The sequence below is a fragment of the Bradyrhizobium sp. SOJA106 genome (assembly GCF_059448745.1).
Map to the genome: position 1 here is coordinate 3,909,963 of NZ_CM182549.1, position 15,864 is coordinate 3,925,826.

General features: G+C 64.5%; 15 protein-coding genes. 9 read left to right on the plus strand and 6 right to left on the minus strand.

The genetic code is table 11. The features are described 5' to 3' along the window. Positions 1–23: 23 nt before the first annotated feature. A complete protein-coding gene (locus AC5V87_RS17770) occupies positions 24–923 on the plus strand; it encodes a DMT family transporter (RefSeq protein WP_495371706.1) in 900 nt (299 codons plus the stop codon). Positions 924–931: 8 nt separating this feature from the next. On the opposite strand, the gene AC5V87_RS17775 is transcribed toward AC5V87_RS17770, so the two are convergent. The 6 genes from AC5V87_RS17775 to gntR all read right to left on the minus strand — a co-directional run bounded on the left by AC5V87_RS17775 (position 932) and on the right by gntR (position 7,320). After that, positions 932–1,324 (minus strand): GFA family protein, encoded by a 393-nt coding sequence (locus AC5V87_RS17775; RefSeq protein ID WP_456838961.1) that lies wholly within the window; start codon positions 1,322–1,324, stop codon positions 932–934. Positions 1,325–1,327: 3 nt separating this feature from the next. Beyond that, positions 1,328–2,479, minus strand: a complete 1,152-nt coding sequence (locus AC5V87_RS17780; RefSeq protein WP_495371707.1) for a serine hydrolase domain-containing protein — start codon at positions 2,477–2,479, stop codon at positions 1,328–1,330. 28 nt (positions 2,480–2,507) lie between these two features. Next, positions 2,508–3,254 (minus strand): SDR family NAD(P)-dependent oxidoreductase, encoded by a 747-nt coding sequence (locus AC5V87_RS17785; RefSeq protein ID WP_495371708.1) that lies wholly within the window; start codon positions 3,252–3,254, stop codon positions 2,508–2,510. 118 nt (positions 3,255–3,372) lie between these two features. Further along, positions 3,373–4,104 (minus strand): SDR family oxidoreductase, encoded by a 732-nt coding sequence (locus AC5V87_RS17790; RefSeq protein WP_130362352.1) that lies wholly within the window; start codon positions 4,102–4,104, stop codon positions 3,373–3,375. Between the two features lie 163 nt (positions 4,105–4,267). Next, positions 4,268–6,097 carry an IlvD/Edd family dehydratase gene (locus AC5V87_RS17795; protein WP_495371709.1) on the minus strand — a complete coding sequence of 610 codons (1,830 nt, stop codon included), beginning with the start codon at positions 6,095–6,097 and terminating at the stop codon, positions 4,268–4,270. Positions 6,098–6,219: 122 nt separating this feature from the next. Continuing rightward, complete coding sequence (gntR, locus tag AC5V87_RS17800; RefSeq protein WP_456838957.1) at positions 6,220–7,320, minus strand: HTH-type transcriptional regulator GntR; 1,101 nt, start codon at positions 7,318–7,320, stop codon at positions 6,220–6,222. A 201-nt stretch (positions 7,321–7,521) separates the two neighbouring features. Here gntR and AC5V87_RS17805 point away from each other — a divergent pair, with 201 nt between their 5' ends. From AC5V87_RS17805 to AC5V87_RS17840, 8 genes are all read left to right on the plus strand, one after another. After that, positions 7,522–8,589: an ABC transporter ATP-binding protein gene (locus AC5V87_RS17805; protein ID WP_027557397.1), complete on the plus strand. Its 1,068-nt coding sequence runs from the start codon at positions 7,522–7,524 to the stop codon at positions 8,587–8,589. A gap of 39 nt (positions 8,590–8,628) precedes the next feature. Further along, on the plus strand, positions 8,629–9,948 hold the full coding sequence (locus tag AC5V87_RS17810; protein ID WP_495371710.1) for an ABC transporter substrate-binding protein: 1,320 nt from the start codon (positions 8,629–8,631) through the stop codon (positions 9,946–9,948). Between the two features lie 64 nt (positions 9,949–10,012). Continuing rightward, complete coding sequence (locus AC5V87_RS17815) at positions 10,013–10,966, plus strand: carbohydrate ABC transporter permease (RefSeq protein WP_456838955.1); 954 nt, start codon at positions 10,013–10,015, stop codon at positions 10,964–10,966. Next, the gene (locus AC5V87_RS17820) at positions 10,959–11,885 is read left to right on the plus strand and encodes a carbohydrate ABC transporter permease (protein ID WP_456838954.1); all 927 of its coding nucleotides are present in this window, start codon (positions 10,959–10,961) and stop codon (positions 11,883–11,885) included. Before AC5V87_RS17815 ends, AC5V87_RS17820 begins: the two co-directional genes overlap by 8 nt. 68 nt (positions 11,886–11,953) lie before the next feature. After that, entirely contained in the window at positions 11,954–12,940 is a 987-nt protein-coding gene (gene denD / locus AC5V87_RS17825; protein WP_456838953.1) for a D-erythronate dehydrogenase, read from the plus strand. A 29-nt stretch (positions 12,941–12,969) separates the two neighbouring features. After that, the gene (locus tag AC5V87_RS17830; RefSeq protein ID WP_495371711.1) at positions 12,970–13,938 is read left to right on the plus strand and encodes a sugar kinase; all 969 of its coding nucleotides are present in this window, start codon (positions 12,970–12,972) and stop codon (positions 13,936–13,938) included. Positions 13,939–13,951: 13 nt separating this feature from the next. Next, positions 13,952–14,602, plus strand: a complete 651-nt coding sequence (eda, locus tag AC5V87_RS17835) for a bifunctional 4-hydroxy-2-oxoglutarate aldolase/2-dehydro-3-deoxy-phosphogluconate aldolase (protein ID WP_456838952.1) — start codon at positions 13,952–13,954, stop codon at positions 14,600–14,602. 61 nt (positions 14,603–14,663) lie between these two features. After that, positions 14,664–15,833, plus strand: a complete 1,170-nt coding sequence (locus AC5V87_RS17840; RefSeq protein WP_456838951.1) for an acetyl-CoA acetyltransferase — start codon at positions 14,664–14,666, stop codon at positions 15,831–15,833. The last annotated feature ends 31 nt before the right edge of the window (positions 15,834–15,864 follow it).

The window sequence follows — 15,864 nt, forward strand, 5'->3', positions numbered from 1 at the left end:
TCAAAGCACCAACGGGAGGAAGCGTGAGCGAGACTTTCGGCGTTTTGGCCGCGGTGCTGTCGAGCGGCCTTGGCGGGACCTCGATCGGCGCCACGCGGTACCTCGTGGGCAGCATCGACCCGCTCGCGATCGGCTCGTTCCGGTTCGGCCTCGGCTTTCTGCTGCTGTTGCCGCTGACGATGCTGCGCGGCGACCGCTGGCCGGGGCGAAGCGACTGGCTTGCCGCAGTGGGGCTCGGCATTCTGTTTTTCGCCGTATTCCCGATCCTGTTCAACGCCTCGCTGATCTTCACGACCGCCGCGCGTGGCGCGCTGGCTTTGTCGACGCTTCCCCTGCTGTCGCTCGTGATCGGGGCGGTGCTCGGTGTCGAAGCTTTGACCTGGCGCAAATCGATTGGTGTCGTGATGGCCACGTTTGGCGTTGCGGTCGCGCTGCTCACCGACTTGACCTCGGCGCCGCCGGGTGCCTGGCGCGGCGATCTCCTGATGATGGCGGCGGCACTGTGCATGGCGCTCTATGGCATCTGGTCGAAGCCGCTGATCCGCCGCTCCAGCCCGATCGCTTTCACCACGATGAGCATGGCGGCGGGCGCGGCCTGCCTCATCCTGCTCTCGTATGGCCGCGGCAGCTTTGCGCCGGTCGCAAGCTTCGGCTCGCCGCAATGGCTGGCGGCCTTCTATCTCGGAGCGTTCGGCGCCGCGCTGACCTTCTATCTCTGGGCCTTCGCGCTGGAGCGGACGACGCCGACGCGCGTCGCCATCTCGGTGACAGTCAACCCGATCACGGCCTCGCTGGTCGGCGCCTGGTTGCTGCACGAACCGCTGCGGTGGAATCTCGCCGCCGGCATCGTCGCGGTGTTTGCCGGAATCTGGATTGCGACCACGACGAGCCGGCGCGTCGAAGCGGCCGGTGCCTCAGGCTGATCGCGACCTCACGTCGGGATCGTCGTCTGATACTGCACCAGACCGTCGTCGAGCTTCAGCCAGGCGAGCTTCTCACTCACCCAGATGTGCTCGGTCGGCGTAAAGGCGTTGCGGTCGTCGAACGTGGTGAGCGCGACACCCGCGAGCGTGCCGTTGCGGCGCCAGGAGAACAGGCGCGTGCCGCAGCGCTTGCAGAACACGCGGTCGATGTTCTCGGATGACGCATAGCGCTCGGTCTCGCCCTCGACGGTTAGCGCGCGTTGATCAAATTGCGCGCGGGCGAAGTAGGGCGATCCCATCGCCTTCTGGCACAAGCGGCAATGGCAGATACGGACGTTGAGCGGCTCGCCCTCCGCCTTGAACCGCACCGCGCCGCACAGGCATCCGCCTTCCCGGATCATGGCTCAGGCCACCCGCCATTCGCCGACCTGGCGCGCCATGCTCCAGTTGAGATTGTCGAGATCGCTATCCATGTTGGAATTCCCGCGTCTGGTGTTGGTGAAGGCGGCCCAGCAGAAGCCGCCATGGGTGCGCACGGCAATCGTGCTCGTGCCTGGCAGGCTGCCATTGTGCCACCAATTGCCGAATTTGTTGACACAGAAGCCCTTGGCATAGTCCGGGCTGTAGCTGGGCGCTGTCGTCATGACCTGGATGGTGCGCGGCCGCAGGATGTTCGCAGGCCTCGTATAGCCGTCGACATGCATCAGGAACTGGACGAGATCCGACGGCGTCGCGATCCAGCCGCCATGGGAATCCATCCGCCTCACTTTCATGTCGTAGGGGCTTTCGCCCTGGCCGTAATAGGCGACTTCGCCGGCCTGGCGCTGGTCGCGCGTGTTGCCCGCTAACGTCATGTCGGTGACGCCGCAGCGTGCCAGTACCTCGCTGTGGACATGCTCGGCATAGAGCTGGCCAGTGAGCTTCTCGATCACGCGCCCCAGCACGCAATAGCCGAAATTGGAGTAAGCGTAATGCTGGCCGGGCGGCCGGTCCAGCGGCCGATTGGCGAGCGTCCAGGCGATCAGCTCGGCATGATCCATCCGCGGATGAGTGAACATGGGATCGCGGTTGTCGTTGCTCCAGCCGCCGCCGGTATGGGTCAACAGATGCTCGAGCGTGATCTGGTCGATGCCGGCAGAGTAGGGCGGCTGCCCGTAATCGGTGCCGAGCAGGGCACCCGGGCCGAACACGCGATCCGTCAGCTTGAGACGGTTCTCCTCGATCAGGCGGAAGATCGTGACCGAGGTGATCATCTTGCTGACGCTGGCGATCCGGAACAGATGCCGCGGCGTCACGGTCTCGTTGCGCTCGCGATCGGCAAGCCCGAAAGCATCTTCGTGGACGACAGTGCCGGCATAGCCGATCGCAAAGGACAGCGCTGGCACGTCGTATTTGTCCATGAAGCTGCGCGCGAGCCGCGCCATGGCGCCGCGCTCGGCCGGCGAGGGCGGGCGGATGCTCGGCGGGTTGGGCGCGAGCTGCGCCAGCGCTGGGCGCGACAGCAACGGCAGCGCGCCCGCTGCGAGCTTCACGAAGTCACGTCGCCGGAATTGCATGGTCCGCCCCCCTCGGACGGCCCGTGCCTCAGTAGGTCGCCCGTCCACCCGAAATATCAAACACCGCGCCGGTGGAGAAGGCACAATCTTCGGATGCGAGCCAGCTCACCATCGCGGCGAGCTCTTCCACCTTCACGAAGCGCGCTTTCGGGATCTTCGACAGCATGAAGTCGATGTGCTGCTGCGTCATCTGGTCGAAGATCGCGGTCTTCGCTGCGGCCGGCGTCACCGCATTCACCAGGATGTCATGCGCGGCGAGCTCCTTGCCGAGCGATTTGGTCAGCGCGATCAGGCCAGCCTTGGACGCCGAATAATGCGAGGCGTTCGGATTGCCTTCCTTGCCGGCGATCGAGGCGATGTTCACGATCCGCCCGTATTTCTGCCTGAGCATTTCGGGCACAATGGCCTTGCAGCAGATGAAGGGGCCGTCGAGATTGATGCGCAGGACTTTCCGCCATTCGTCGAGATCGGTCTCCCAGACCGGCTTGTTGATGCCGGCGATGCCGGCATTGTTGACGAGGATGTCGATCTTGCCGAAGGCGGCCAGCGTCGCATCGCGGGCCTGCTCGACTTCAGCGGTGTCGGTGACGTCGACCTTGAAGACGCTGACGTTGTCGCCGATTTCCTTCGCAGTCTTCTCGGCCAAGCCTGCGTCAAAATCCCAGATCGCGACCTTGGCGCCGGAGGCGACGAAGCGCTCGGTGATGGCGCGGCCAAAGCCCTGCGCGCCGCCGGTGACAACAGCGACGCGGCTATCGAGATCGATCTTGTTCATTGACTAGCTCCCTTATCCCTCATGGTGAGGCGCGCGCATTTGCGCGCGTCTCGAACCATAGAGCCCGTGGCCCATCCCTCGAGACGGCGCTAGCGCGCCTCCTCGGGATGAGGAGTGATCAGAGCATGTAGCCGCCATCGACGACGAGGTCGACGCCGGTGGTGAAGGCGCTCTCGTCGCTGCCGAGATAGACCGCCATCGACGCGATCTCCTCGGCGGTGCCGAGCCGGCCCATCTTTTGGCGCGAGATGAACATCTCCTTGCCCTGCGGTCCTTGCGCGGCGGCGCGATCGAGCATCGAGGGCGTCTCGACGGTCCCGGGGCAGATCGAGTTGCAGCGGATGCCCTTGGTGATGAAGTCGAGCGCGACCGCGCGCGACAGCAGCGACACTGCCGCCTTCGACGAGCTGTAAACGTAGCGGTTCGCCGGCGGCCTCAAGGCCGCGCAGGACGAGATGTTGACGATGCTGCCGCCGCCGCCCGCGATCATGTCGGGCAGGAAAGCCTTGATGGTCCGGTGCATCGACTTGACGTTGAGGTCGAAGGAGAAATCGAAATCCTCTTCCGAGCACTCCAGGATGGTGCCGTGGTGCACGAAGCCGGCGGCGTTGAGCAGGATGTCGATCTTGCCGACACGCTTGGCAAAGGCGTTGACGTCTGCGGTGTTGCGGACGTCGAGCTTTGCCACTTCCGCGATGCCTTCCTTGGTCAGGCCAGCGATGCCGGCCTCGTTGATGTCGGTGGCGATGACGGTTGCGCCTTCACGTGCGAATGCGATCGCGCAAGCGCGCCCGATGCCTGCTGCCGCTGCCGTGACGACGGCGCGCTTTCCCTTGAGGCGGTCTGCCATTTTCTTCTCCCTCGTGTTCATTCGAATGCCAACGCCACGTCATTGCGAAAAGCCCGTGACAAAATTGCGTAGCAATTTTGCACTGGTGCGGCGAAGCATCCAGACTGTCTCCGTGGACAAATCTCTGGATTGCTTCGCTTTGCTCGCAATGACGGCCTGGCTGTCAGTGATTGTCCCTCGGCACGCCAAACGCTGCGGCGACGTTCTGGTAGCGCGTGGCGAGCTCTATGCACCCGCCGGTCGATTGCTGGCCGACGGTGTTGCGGTAGATCTCCTGCCACGGCGTCTGGTTCGCCGGATGCTTGAAGCCGCCACTGGCCTTCAGCTCGGCGTGGCGCTTCTTCAGCTCCTCGTCCGAGATCAGGATGTTGGCGCTACCCTTGTTGAGGTCGATGCGGACCTTGTCGCCGGTCTTGAGGATCGCAAGACCGCCATTGGCGGCGGCTTCCGGCGAGGCGTTCAGGATCGAAGGCGAGCCCGAGGTGCCGGACTGGCGACCATCGCCGATGCAGGGCAGGGACAGGATGCCGCGTTTGATCAGCGCCGCCGGCGGCTGCATGTTCACGACCTCGGCTCCTCCGGGGTAGCCGATCGGGCCGGTGCCGCGGATGAACAGCACGCAGTGCTCATCGATGTCGAGCGAGGGATCGTCGATCCGGTCGTGGTAGTCCTCCGGACCCTCGAACACGATCGCGCGGCCTTCGAAGGCGTTCAGATCCTTCGGGTTGCTGAGATAGCGGTCGCGGAATTCCTTGGAGATCACCGAGGTCTTCATGATCGCCGAATCGAACAGATTGCCCTTCAGCACCAGGAATCCGGCATCCTTCACCAGCGGCTTGTCATAGGCCCAGATCACGTCGTTGTCGGGCTTGGGCGCGTCCTTGCAGTTCTCGCCGATGCCGCGGCCGTTCACGGTGATCGCGTCCTCGTGGATGCGCTTGTGCTTCATCAATTCGCGCACCACGGCCGGCACGCCGCCGGCGCGGTGGAATTCCTCGCCGAGATAGAAGCCGGCCGGCTGCATGTTGACCAGTAGCGGCACGTCGTGACCTACCTTCTGCCAGTCGTCGATCGACAGTTCGACGCCGATATGGCGGGCGAGGGCGTTGATGTGGATCGGTGCATTGGTCGAGCCGCCGATCGCCGAGTTGATCACGATGCAGTTCTCGAAGGCCTTGCGGGTCAGGATGTCCGAAGGCTTGAGGTCTTCCCACACCATCTCGACGATGCGTTTTCCCGTCTCGTAGGCGATCTGGCCGCGCTCGCGGTAGGGGGCGGGGATCGCGGCGCAGCCCGGCAACGAGAAGCCGAGCGCTTCGGCAAGCCCGTTCATGGTCGAGGCGGTGCCCATGGTGTTGCAATGGCCGACCGAGGGCGCCGAGGAGGCCACGATCTCCATGAACTCTTCATAATCGATCTCGCCGGCGGCAAGCCGCTCGCGCGATTTCCAAACGATGGTGCCCGAGCCGGTGCGCTGGCCGTCATGCCAGCCGTTCAGCATCGGGCCGCCCGACAGCACGATCGCGGGCAGGTTCACGGTGGCGGCCGCCATCATGCAGGCCGGCGTGGTCTTGTCGCAGCCGGTGGTCAGCACCACGCCGTCGAGCGGATAGCCGTAGAGGATCTCGACCAGGCCGAGATAGGCGAGGTTGCGGTCGAGCGCGGCGGTCGGGCGCTTGCCGGTCTCCTGGATCGGGTGGGTCGGGAATTCCATCGCGATGCCGCCGGCCTCGCGGATGCCTTCGCGGACGCGGTGCGCCAGCTCGATATGATGGCGGTTGCAGGGGGAGAGATCGTTGCCGGTCTGGGCAATGCCGATGATCGGCTTGCCGGACTGCAGCTCGGCGCGGGTAAGGCCGTAGTTCAGGTAACGCTCCATATAGAGCGCGGTCATGCCCGGATTATGCGGGTTGTTGAACCATTCCTGCGAGCGGAGGTGGCGGCGCGTGCCGTTACCGGCGCCCGCGTGCCCATTGGTTGGCTTTTTTGTCATTGGTTTCTCCTGCAATGCAAACGCACTGGCGTCCGTCTTGTGCTGTCGGCTTGTGCGATGCCCAACGGTGTGAGCGGTGATGGGCCTGCCCGTTGGCGGGTCGTTTCCTCACAAGTCCGATACTAGTCATGGCTGCTTGGTAACGCTACCATTTTGTTCGCCGTGCCCGCGCCCGATGACACTGGCCGATTGTCCAAGCGACGTGCCGACGAGCTTTGTCGCTCGATCACCTTGAAACCGAGATCGAGCACCGGCTGCTCCGGCCGTCGTCCGTCGATCGCATCGATCAGCATGGTGGCGGCGGTCTTGCCCATCTCGTAGCGGTTGGTGCGCACGCTGGTGAGCGTGGGGACGGCGGAGGCCATGAATTCCAGGTCGTTGAAGCCGACGATCGCGATCTGCTCGGGTACCGCGATCTCCCGGCGCCGGCATTCGAACAGCACGCCGAGCGCGAGATCGTCATTGGCGCAGAACACCGCATCGAGACCGGGCTCCCGCGCCAAGAGATCGGTGAACAGGGCGCCGCCGAGCGTCACCGAGGTTGGTGTCGCCGTGGTGACGACGAGGCGTTGCTCGAACAGGCCGGCATCCTTCATGGCCGAGACATATCCGTCCAGCCGCCGCTGGACCCTGGGATCCATGCGCGCGCCGACGAAGCCGATCTTGCGGTGGCCTTGCGCGAACAGGTGCGCAACCGCCGCGCGGGCTGCATCATAGTGGGAAAAGCCGATCATCATGTCGACCGGATTGGGGCCGATCTCCATGATCTGCACGATCGGGCAGTCGGCGGCCTCCAGCATCGCGCGCGATTCCGCGGTCTGGTCGATGCCGGTCACGATCAGACCGGCCGGCTTCTGCGCCAGAAACAGGCGCAGCAGCTTCTCCTCCTGGAGGATGCTGTAGCGCGTGTTGGACAACTGGATCGAGTAGCGGCTGCCCTCGGAGGCATCGTAGATGCCGCGCAGCACGTCGGAGAACACGTTGTTGGTGAGCGAGGGGATCAAGACGCCGATCACTTCGGTGCGCTGCGAGGCGAGGGCGCGTGCCGCAAGGTTGGGCACATAGCCGAGCTCCTTGGCCGCGCTTTCGACCCGCGTCCGTTTGGCGACCGACAGCGCCTCCGGATTACGGAAGAAGCGGGACGCGGTGATGGGGCTGACGCCGGCAAGCTCGGCGACTTCGGCCAGCCGGATTTTGCCTGACTTGGTGCGTTTTCGACCCATTCGTTGCTCTTAGCATAGCCAATGTCGAAACCAAAGGATCGTTGACAGCGCTACCAGCAACGACTAACCAAAGACAAATTGCCAAAACCGCACAAACTGCCGACAATGTCGCCTGCTAAGTTCGGGCTTCGGGTTGGCGAAGTCTGAAAACAAGACGGTCGCGGCGCAAGAGGCGTCGTGGACTTTCGAGGAGGGAGCTAGATGTCGTCTGTGCAAATCCGCGACGTGCGGAAATCGTTCGGCAATTTTGAAGTCCTGCACGGCGTGACGATCCCGATCGAGGATGGCCAGTTCGTCGTCCTGGTTGGCCCCTCCGGCTGCGGCAAGTCGACGCTGCTGCGCATGCTGGCCGGTCTCGAGAACATCACCTCCGGCACGATCTCGATCGGCGACCGCGTCGTCAACAATGTCCAGCCCAAGGAGCGGGACATTGCGATGGTGTTCCAGAACTACGCGCTCTATCCGCACATGACGGTCGCTGACAACATGGGCTTCTCGCTGAAGCTGCGGAACGCGAGCTCCGACGAGATCAACAAGCGCGTCAAGCGCGCCGCCGAGATCCTCGCGCTGTCGCCGCTGCTCGATCGCTATCCGCGCCAGCTTTCCGGCGGCCAGCGCCAGCGCGTCGCCATGGGCCGCGCCATCGTGCGCGATCCGCAGGTCTTCCTGTTCGACGAACCTTTGTCGAACCTCGATGCCAAGCTGCGCGTCGCCATGCGCACCGAGATCAAGGAGCTGCACCAGCGGCTGAAGACCACCACTGTCTACGTCACCCACGACCAGATCGAGGCCATGACCATGGCCGACAAGATCGTCGTCATGCATGACGGCATCGTCGAGCAGATGGGCACGCCGCTCGAGCTCTACGACAAGCCCGACAACCAATTCGTCGCCGGCTTCATCGGCTCGCCCGCGATGAACTTCCTCAAGGGCCATGTGCGCGTCAACGGCGTTGCGACCTTCGAGGGACCGAACGGCGTCAAGCTGCCGCTCAAGAACGCACCCGCTGCGTCCGACGGCCGTCCCGCGGTCTACGGCGTGCGGCCGGAGCATTTCACCATCGCCGATGACGGCGCCGAGGCCGAGATCATCGTTGTCGAGCCGACCGGCTCGGAGACGCAGGTGTTCGCCAAGGTGGGCGGCGAGCAGGTCGTCGCGGTATTCCGCGAGCGCCACCAGTTCAACCCGGGCGACAAGGTCCGGCTGAAGCCAGATCCGTCGCTGGTTCATCTGTTCGACGACGCGACAGGCAAACGCCTCAACGCGTAGAAGACCAAGACAAGAAAAAAGAATCACAGGGAGGACGACATGCAAGACTTTACCCGCCGGACTCTGCTTCAAGGCGGAACGGCTCTGGCCGCGACCGGCATGCTCACCGGGCCAGCACTGTTCGGCTTCGCCAAGGCCTGGGCGCAGAGCGCGCCCTGGAAGGCGGAGCCGGGCGCGAAGCTGACTGTGATGCGGTGGAAGCGCTTCGTGCCGGCGGAAGATGATGCGTTCAATGCGATGGTGGCGGCGTTCAAGTCCGCGACCGGCACCGAGATGAACGTGTTCAGCGAGTCCTTCGAGGACGTGCAGCCGAAGGCCTCGGTTGCGGCCAATACCGGCTCGGGACTCGATCTCGCCTGGGGTCTGCACACGCTGCCGCAGCTGTTCCCGACCAAAGTGCTGAAGATGAACGACGTCGCCGATTATCTCGGCAAGAAATATGGCGGCTGGACCGATGCGGCCGCCAAGACCTGCAAGCTCGGCGACGATTGGCTCGGCATTCCCGTCGCGACCAACGGCGGTTACATGACCTACCGCAAGTCGGCGCTCGACAAGGCCGGCTTCAAGGAGTTCCCGAAGGACTTCCCCGGCTTCCTCGAGATGTGCAAGGCCCTCAAGGCCAACAACACGCCGGCCGGCTTCGCGCTCGGCCATGCCTCGGGCGACGGCAATTCGTGGCTGCACTGGGTGCTGTGGGGCCACGGCGCCTACACGGTCGACCAGAACGACAAGATCATCATCAATTCGCCGGAGACGGCGAAGGCGCTGGAGTACTGCAAGGCGCTCTACGAGAACTTCATTCCAGGCACCCCGTCCTGGAACGACTCCTCCAACAACAAGGCGTACCTCGCCGGCGAGCTCTATTGCACGGCGAACGGCATCTCGATCTACGTTGCCGCCAAGACCGACCCGAGCAAGAAGGAGCTTGCCGAGGATACCTATCACGCGCTGTGGCCGGTCGGGCCGGTCGGCAAGCCGACCGAGCTGCAGCTCGCGCTGCCGATCCTCGCGTTCAACTTCACCAAATATCCGAACGCAGCCAAGGCCTTCATCGCCTTTATGCTGGAGAAGGAGAACTACGAGAAGTGGCTGGACGGCGCGCAGGGCTATCTCACGCAGACCCTGAACGCCTACGAGTCGGCGCCGATCTGGACCGCCGATCCGAAGAACGCCGTGTTCTCCCAGGCCTCCAAGCGCACGCTGCCGGCGTCCGGCATCGGCACGGTCGGTGAGAAGGCGGCGACCGCGATCGCCGATTTCATCGTCGTCGACATGTTCGCTAACTACTGCACCGGCGCCAAGGATGCGAAGGGCGCGATGGCGGAAGCCGAGCGCCAGCTGAAGCGCATCTATCGCTGACGGTCACGGGGCGGGCGGCCCACCGGCCGCCCGCTCGTCAACATTTCGATCAGGGATATCGGGCATGGCTGATGTCGCAATTCCCCGGGCCAAGCCTCAGATGAGCGAGGCGAGCGCCTGGAACCAGCTCAAACACAATCGCAACTGGCTCGGCTTCTGGTTCATGCTGCCGGCCATGGCGATCCTGATCTTCTTCCTGGCCTATCCGCTGGGGCTCGGCATCTGGTTGTCCTTCACGGACACCCGCATCGGCAGGGTCGGGCACTTCATCGCAACCGAGAACTATGAGTGGCTTTGGGACGACTCCATCTTCTGGTTATCGGTGACCAACACGCTGCTCTACACCTTCGTCGCCAGCGCCTTCAAATTCGGCATCGGGCTCTACCTCGCGCTGCTGTTGAACGAGCACATGCCGTTCAAGGCGATGCTGCGCGCGCTGGTCCTGATCCCCTTCATCGTTCCGACGGTGCTCTCCGCGCTCGCCTTCTGGTGGATCTTCGACTCGCAATTCTCGATCATCTCCTGGTCGTTGAGGCACCTCGGGCTGATCAGCCAGAACATCAATTTCCTCGGCGATACCACGTGGGCACGCATCTGCGTGATCTTCGCCAATGTCTGGCGTGGCGTGCCGTTCGTGGCGATCACGCTGCTTGCGGGACTGCAGACCGTCTCGCCGTCGCTCTATGAGGCGGCGACCTTGGACGGTGCCTCGCGCTGGCAGATGTTCCGGCATATCACCTATCCGCTGCTGACACCGATCATCGCCGTCGTCATGACATTCTCGGTGCTGTTCACCTTTACCGACTTCCAGCTGATCTGGGCCATGACCCGCGGCGGCCCGGTCAATGCCACCCATCTGATGGCGACCCTGTCCTATCAGCGCGCGATCATCGCCGGGCAGCTCGGCGAGGGCGCCGCGATCTCCAGCGCCATGATTCCGTTCCTGCTCGCTGCGATCATGGTGTCCTGGTTCGGCCTGCAGCGCCGGAAATGGCAGCAGGGAGAGAGCAATGACTGACCTGCCCACCAGATCCATCGATCTCAAGAATGTGCTGTCGGGCTCGGCGCCTACGGCAGATCACAGCGAGGGCATGAGCTATCTGCAGTCGGTGCCGCGCAGGATCGTGACGCTGTATCTGCCGCTCGGGATCATCGTCTTCGTCCTGCTGTTCCCGTTCTACTGGATGGCGCTGACGTCGGTGAAGCCCGACGAGCAGCTGCTCGATCTCGACAGGTTCAATCCGTTCTGGACCTGGAATCCGACGTTCAAGCACTTCCACAAGCTGCTGTTCGAGAGCTACTATCCGCACTGGCTCTGGAATACGATGTACGTGGCTGTCTGCGCGACGGTGCTTTCGATCTTCGCAAGCGTGCTGGCCGCCTATGCCATCGTGCGGTTGCGCTACAAGGGCGCCCATCTCGTCGGCGGGCTGATCTTCCTCGCCTATCTGGTGCCGCCGTCGATCCTGTTCATTCCGCTCGCGACCGTCGTGTTCCAGTATGGCCTGTTCGACTCGCCGCTGGCGCTGATCCTGACCTATCCAACCATCCTGATCCCGTTCTCGACCTGGCTGTTGATGGGCTATTTCAAGACCATCCCGTTCGAGCTCGAGGAATGCGCTCTGATCGACGGGGCGAGCCGCTGGCAGATCCTGATCAAGATCGTGCTGCCGCTCGCGATCCCCGGTCTGATCTCGGCCTTCATCTTCTGCTTCACACTGTGCTGGAACGAGTTCATCTATGCGTTGACCTTCCTGCAATCGACCAGCAACAAGACGGTGCCGGTCGCGATCGTCAACGAGTTCGTGGACGGCGACATCTATCGCTGGGGGTCGCTGATGGCGGGAGCGCTGGCCGGCTCGCTGCCGCTCGTCATCCTTTACGCCTTCTTCGTGGAGCATTATGTCTCGGCGATGACCGGCGCCGTGAAGGAATGACCAGCGGCGCCCGCCTTGAGAGCGCGCCAGGAGCGGCGCGTTCCGGCCAATAAGAAGGAGTTAAGCTCTTGCACATTCTGGTTCTGGGCGCCGCCGGCATGGTCGGCCGTAAATTGTGTGAACGGCTGCAGCGCGACGGCCGGCTCGGCAAGAGCGACATCACCAAATTGACCATGCATGACGTAGTCGAGCCGAAGAAGCCGGAGAAGGCCGGCTTCCCCGTCGAGACCGTCTCGGGCGATTTCGCCGTCCCCGGCGCAGCCGAGAAGCTGATCGCCGGCCGCCCCGACGTGATCTTCCATCTCGCCGCGATCGTGTCGGGCGAGGCCGAGCTCGATTTCGACAAGGGCTACCGCATCAATCTCGACGGCACGCGGATGCTGCTCGACGCCATCCGCCTGGCCGGCGGCGGCTACAAGCCGCGCGTGGTGTTCACATCCTCGATCGCGGTGTTCGGCGCCCCGTTCCCGGATGCGATCGGCGATGAGTTCTTCCACACCCCGCTGCTCAGCTACGGCACCCAGAAGGCGATCGGCGAATTGCTGCTGGCCGACTATTCGCGCCGCGGCTTCCTCGACGGCATCGGCATCCGCCTGCCGACTATCTGCATCCGGCCCGGCCTGCCCAACAAGGCGGCATCGGGCTTCTTCTCCAACATTCTGCGCGAGCCGCTCGCCGGCAAGGAAGCGGTGCTCCCGGTCTCCGAGGACGTCCGCCACTGGCACGCGACGCCGCGCTCCGCCGTCGGTTTCCTGCTGCATGCCGGCACCATTGACCTCGCCAAGGTCGGGCCGCGCCGCAACCTGACCATGCCCGGCCTCTCGGCCACGGTGGGCGAGCAGATCGCCGCGCTCCGGCGCGTCGCCGGCGACAAGGTCGCCGCGCGCATCAAGCATGAGCTCGATCCGTTCATCGTCGGCATCGTCGGCGGCTGGCCGCGCAATTTCGAGGCGAAGCGCGCGCGCGAGCTCGGCTTCACCACCGAAGAAAAGTCCTTCGACGACATCATCCGCATTCACATCGAAGACGAGCTCGGCGGCAACTTCGTCGCCTGAGCTATCAGATGAACAGCGTGGATATGACGATGGCGAGCGTTGCTTGCATCGGTGAATGCATGGTCGAGCTCCGGCAGGCCCAAGGGGGACATTCCTCAGGGCAGGGCGGCGGCCTGTACTCGCGAGGCTTCGGCGGCGATACCCTCAACACGGCCGTGTATCTCGCGCGGCTCGAGGTCAAGGTCGACTATCTCACCGCGCTCGGCGATGATGCGCTCAGCGACGAGATGATCGCGGCCTGGAATGCGGAGAGCGTCGGCACGCGGCGGGTCGTGCGGCTGCCGGGCAAGCTGCCCGGCCTCTACATGATCCAGACGGACGCCAAGGGCGAGCGCCAGTTCTTTCACTGGCGCGACAGCGCGGCGGCGCGGCAACTGATGAGCCTGCCGGAGACGGACGAGCTGCTCAACTCGCTGATGAGCTACGACATCGTCTATCTCTCCGCGATCACGCTCTCGATCTATGATCAGGCGGGGCGCGAGCGCCTGTTCGCCGCGATCAAGCGCGCGCGGCTCCTCGGCACGCGCTTCGTGTTCGACACGAATTTTCGCGCGCGCGGCTGGCCCGATCGCGATGTCGCACGCGAGGTGTTCGCCACTGCCTTTGCGGCCGCCGACATCGTGCTGACCTCGACCGAAGATCTGCTCGCGCTCTATCCCGGCGAGAACCACGATCAGCTGATGGCGCGCATCCCGACGCCCGAGCTGGTCTTCCGCCTGGCCGAACCAGTGAGCCTGCTGCGTTTCCCCGGCGGGACCCACGAGGTGCGCGCCGAGCCGATGACCAAGCCGGTCGTCGACACCACCGCCGCCGGCGACAGCTTTGCCGCGGCCTATATCGCCGCCCGGCTGGCCGGCGCCGAGCCGGTCGAGGCGGCCCAGGCCGGTCACCGTCTCGCCAGCCTCGTGATCTGCTATCCCGGCGCCATCATTCCGGGCTATGCCATGCCGCCGAAGAAGCGGCACCGGCCGGCGACCTCGCGCCAGGCGACCAAGTGAAGAAGCGATCAATATGACCACGACTGCCCAACAGAACCACCTCGTCGCGCTGTTCAAGGCCGCGACCGTCATTCCCGTCCTCACCATCGAGCGCATCCAGGACGCGGTGCCGCTGGCGCGTGCGCTGGTGGCCGGCGGCATCCGCACCCTGGAGGTGACCCTGCGCACCCCCGTCGCGATCGAGGCGGCGCGGGCGATGATGGCCGAGGTCCCCGAGGCGGTCGTCGGCATCGGCACGATCCTCAATCCGGCCGACTTCACCCGCGTCGAGAAGCTCGGCGTCGCCTTCGGCATCAGTCCGGGCCTGACGCCCGATCTCCTCAAGGCCGCCGCCCACAGCTCCTTGCCGTTCGCGCCGGGCATCGCCACCGCCTCCGAGCTGATGCTGGCGTTGTCGCACGGCTTCGACGTCGCAAAATTCTTCCCGGCCGAGCAGGCCGGTGGCATCAAGGGCCTGCGCGCCCTCGGCGGGCCGTTCCCGAACGTGCGGTTCTGCCCGACCGGCGGGGTCGGCGAGGCCAATGCGGCGAGCTGGCTGGCCGAGCCAAATGTGGTCGCGGTCGGCGGTTCCTGGCTGTGTCCGACGGCCGAGATCCGGGCCGGCAACTGGGCCGGCATAACTGCCATCTGCCAGCGCACCCTCGCGGCCCTGAAAGCCGCGTGAAGTCTTGCCATCCCTGGGCTAAGACTTAGCTCAGGCTAAGAGACCCCAGGGAGAAGAGACCATGACCGCCAGCATCGTCGGATGGGCGCATACGCCGTTCGGCAAGTTCGACACCGAAACCGTCGAAAGCCTCGTCACCCGCGTGGCCAATGAGGCGCTGGCCGATGCCGGCATTTCGGCCTCCGACGTCGACGAGATCGTGCTCGGCCATTTCAACGCCGGCTTCTCGCCGCAGGATTTTACCGCCTCGCTGGTGCTCCAGGCCGATCCGAATCTGCGCTTCAAGCCGGCGACCCGTGTCGAGAACGCCTGCGCCACCGGGTCCGCCGCCGTCCACCAGGGCCTGCGCGCGATCGCCGCAGGCGCGGCCAAGATCGTGCTGGTCGTCGGCGTCGAGCAGATGACCCGCACCCCGGGTCCGGAGATCGGCAAGAATCTGCTCAAGGCATCCTACCTGCCTGAGGACGGCGACACCGTCGGCGGTTTTGCGGGCGTGTTCGGCAAGATCGCCAGCTCATATTTCCAGAAATACGGCGACCAGTCCGACGCGCTGGCGCTGATCGCGGCCAAGAACCACAAGAACGGCGTCGCCAATCCCTTCGCCCAGATGCGCAAGGACTTCGGCTTCGACTTCTGCCGCGCCGAGAGCGAGAAGAACCCCTACGTCGCCGGCCCCCTGAAGCGCACCGACTGCTCGCTGGTGTCCGACGGCGCCGCGGCGCTGGTTTTGGCCGATGCCGAGACCGCCAAGGGCATGGCTAAGTCGATCGGCTTCCGCGCCACCGCGCATGCCCAGGACTTCCTGCCGATGTCCAAGCGCGACATCCTCCAGTTCGAGGGCTGCACGATTGCCTGGCAGCGTGCATTGGAGAAGGCGGGCGTGACGCTGTCCGATCTCTCCTTCGTCGAGACCCATGACTGCTTCACCGTCGCCGAGCTGATCGAGTACGAAGCAATGGGCCTGACGCCGAAGGGGCAGGGCGCCCACGCCATCAAGGAGGGCTGGACGCTGAAGGACGGCAAGCTGCCGGTCAATCCGTCCGGCGGCCTCAAGGCCAAGGGCCATCCGATCGGTGCCACCGGCGTCTCCATGCATGTGATGACCGCGATGCAGCTCGCCGGCCAGGCGCCCGAGGGCATGCAGCTCAAGAACGCCAAGCTCGGCGGCATCTTCAACATGGGCGGGGCGGCGGTCGCCAACTACGTCTCCGTGCTGGAGCCGCTGAAGTAAGCTTTCGGGTGGGCAAAGGCGCCATAGCGCC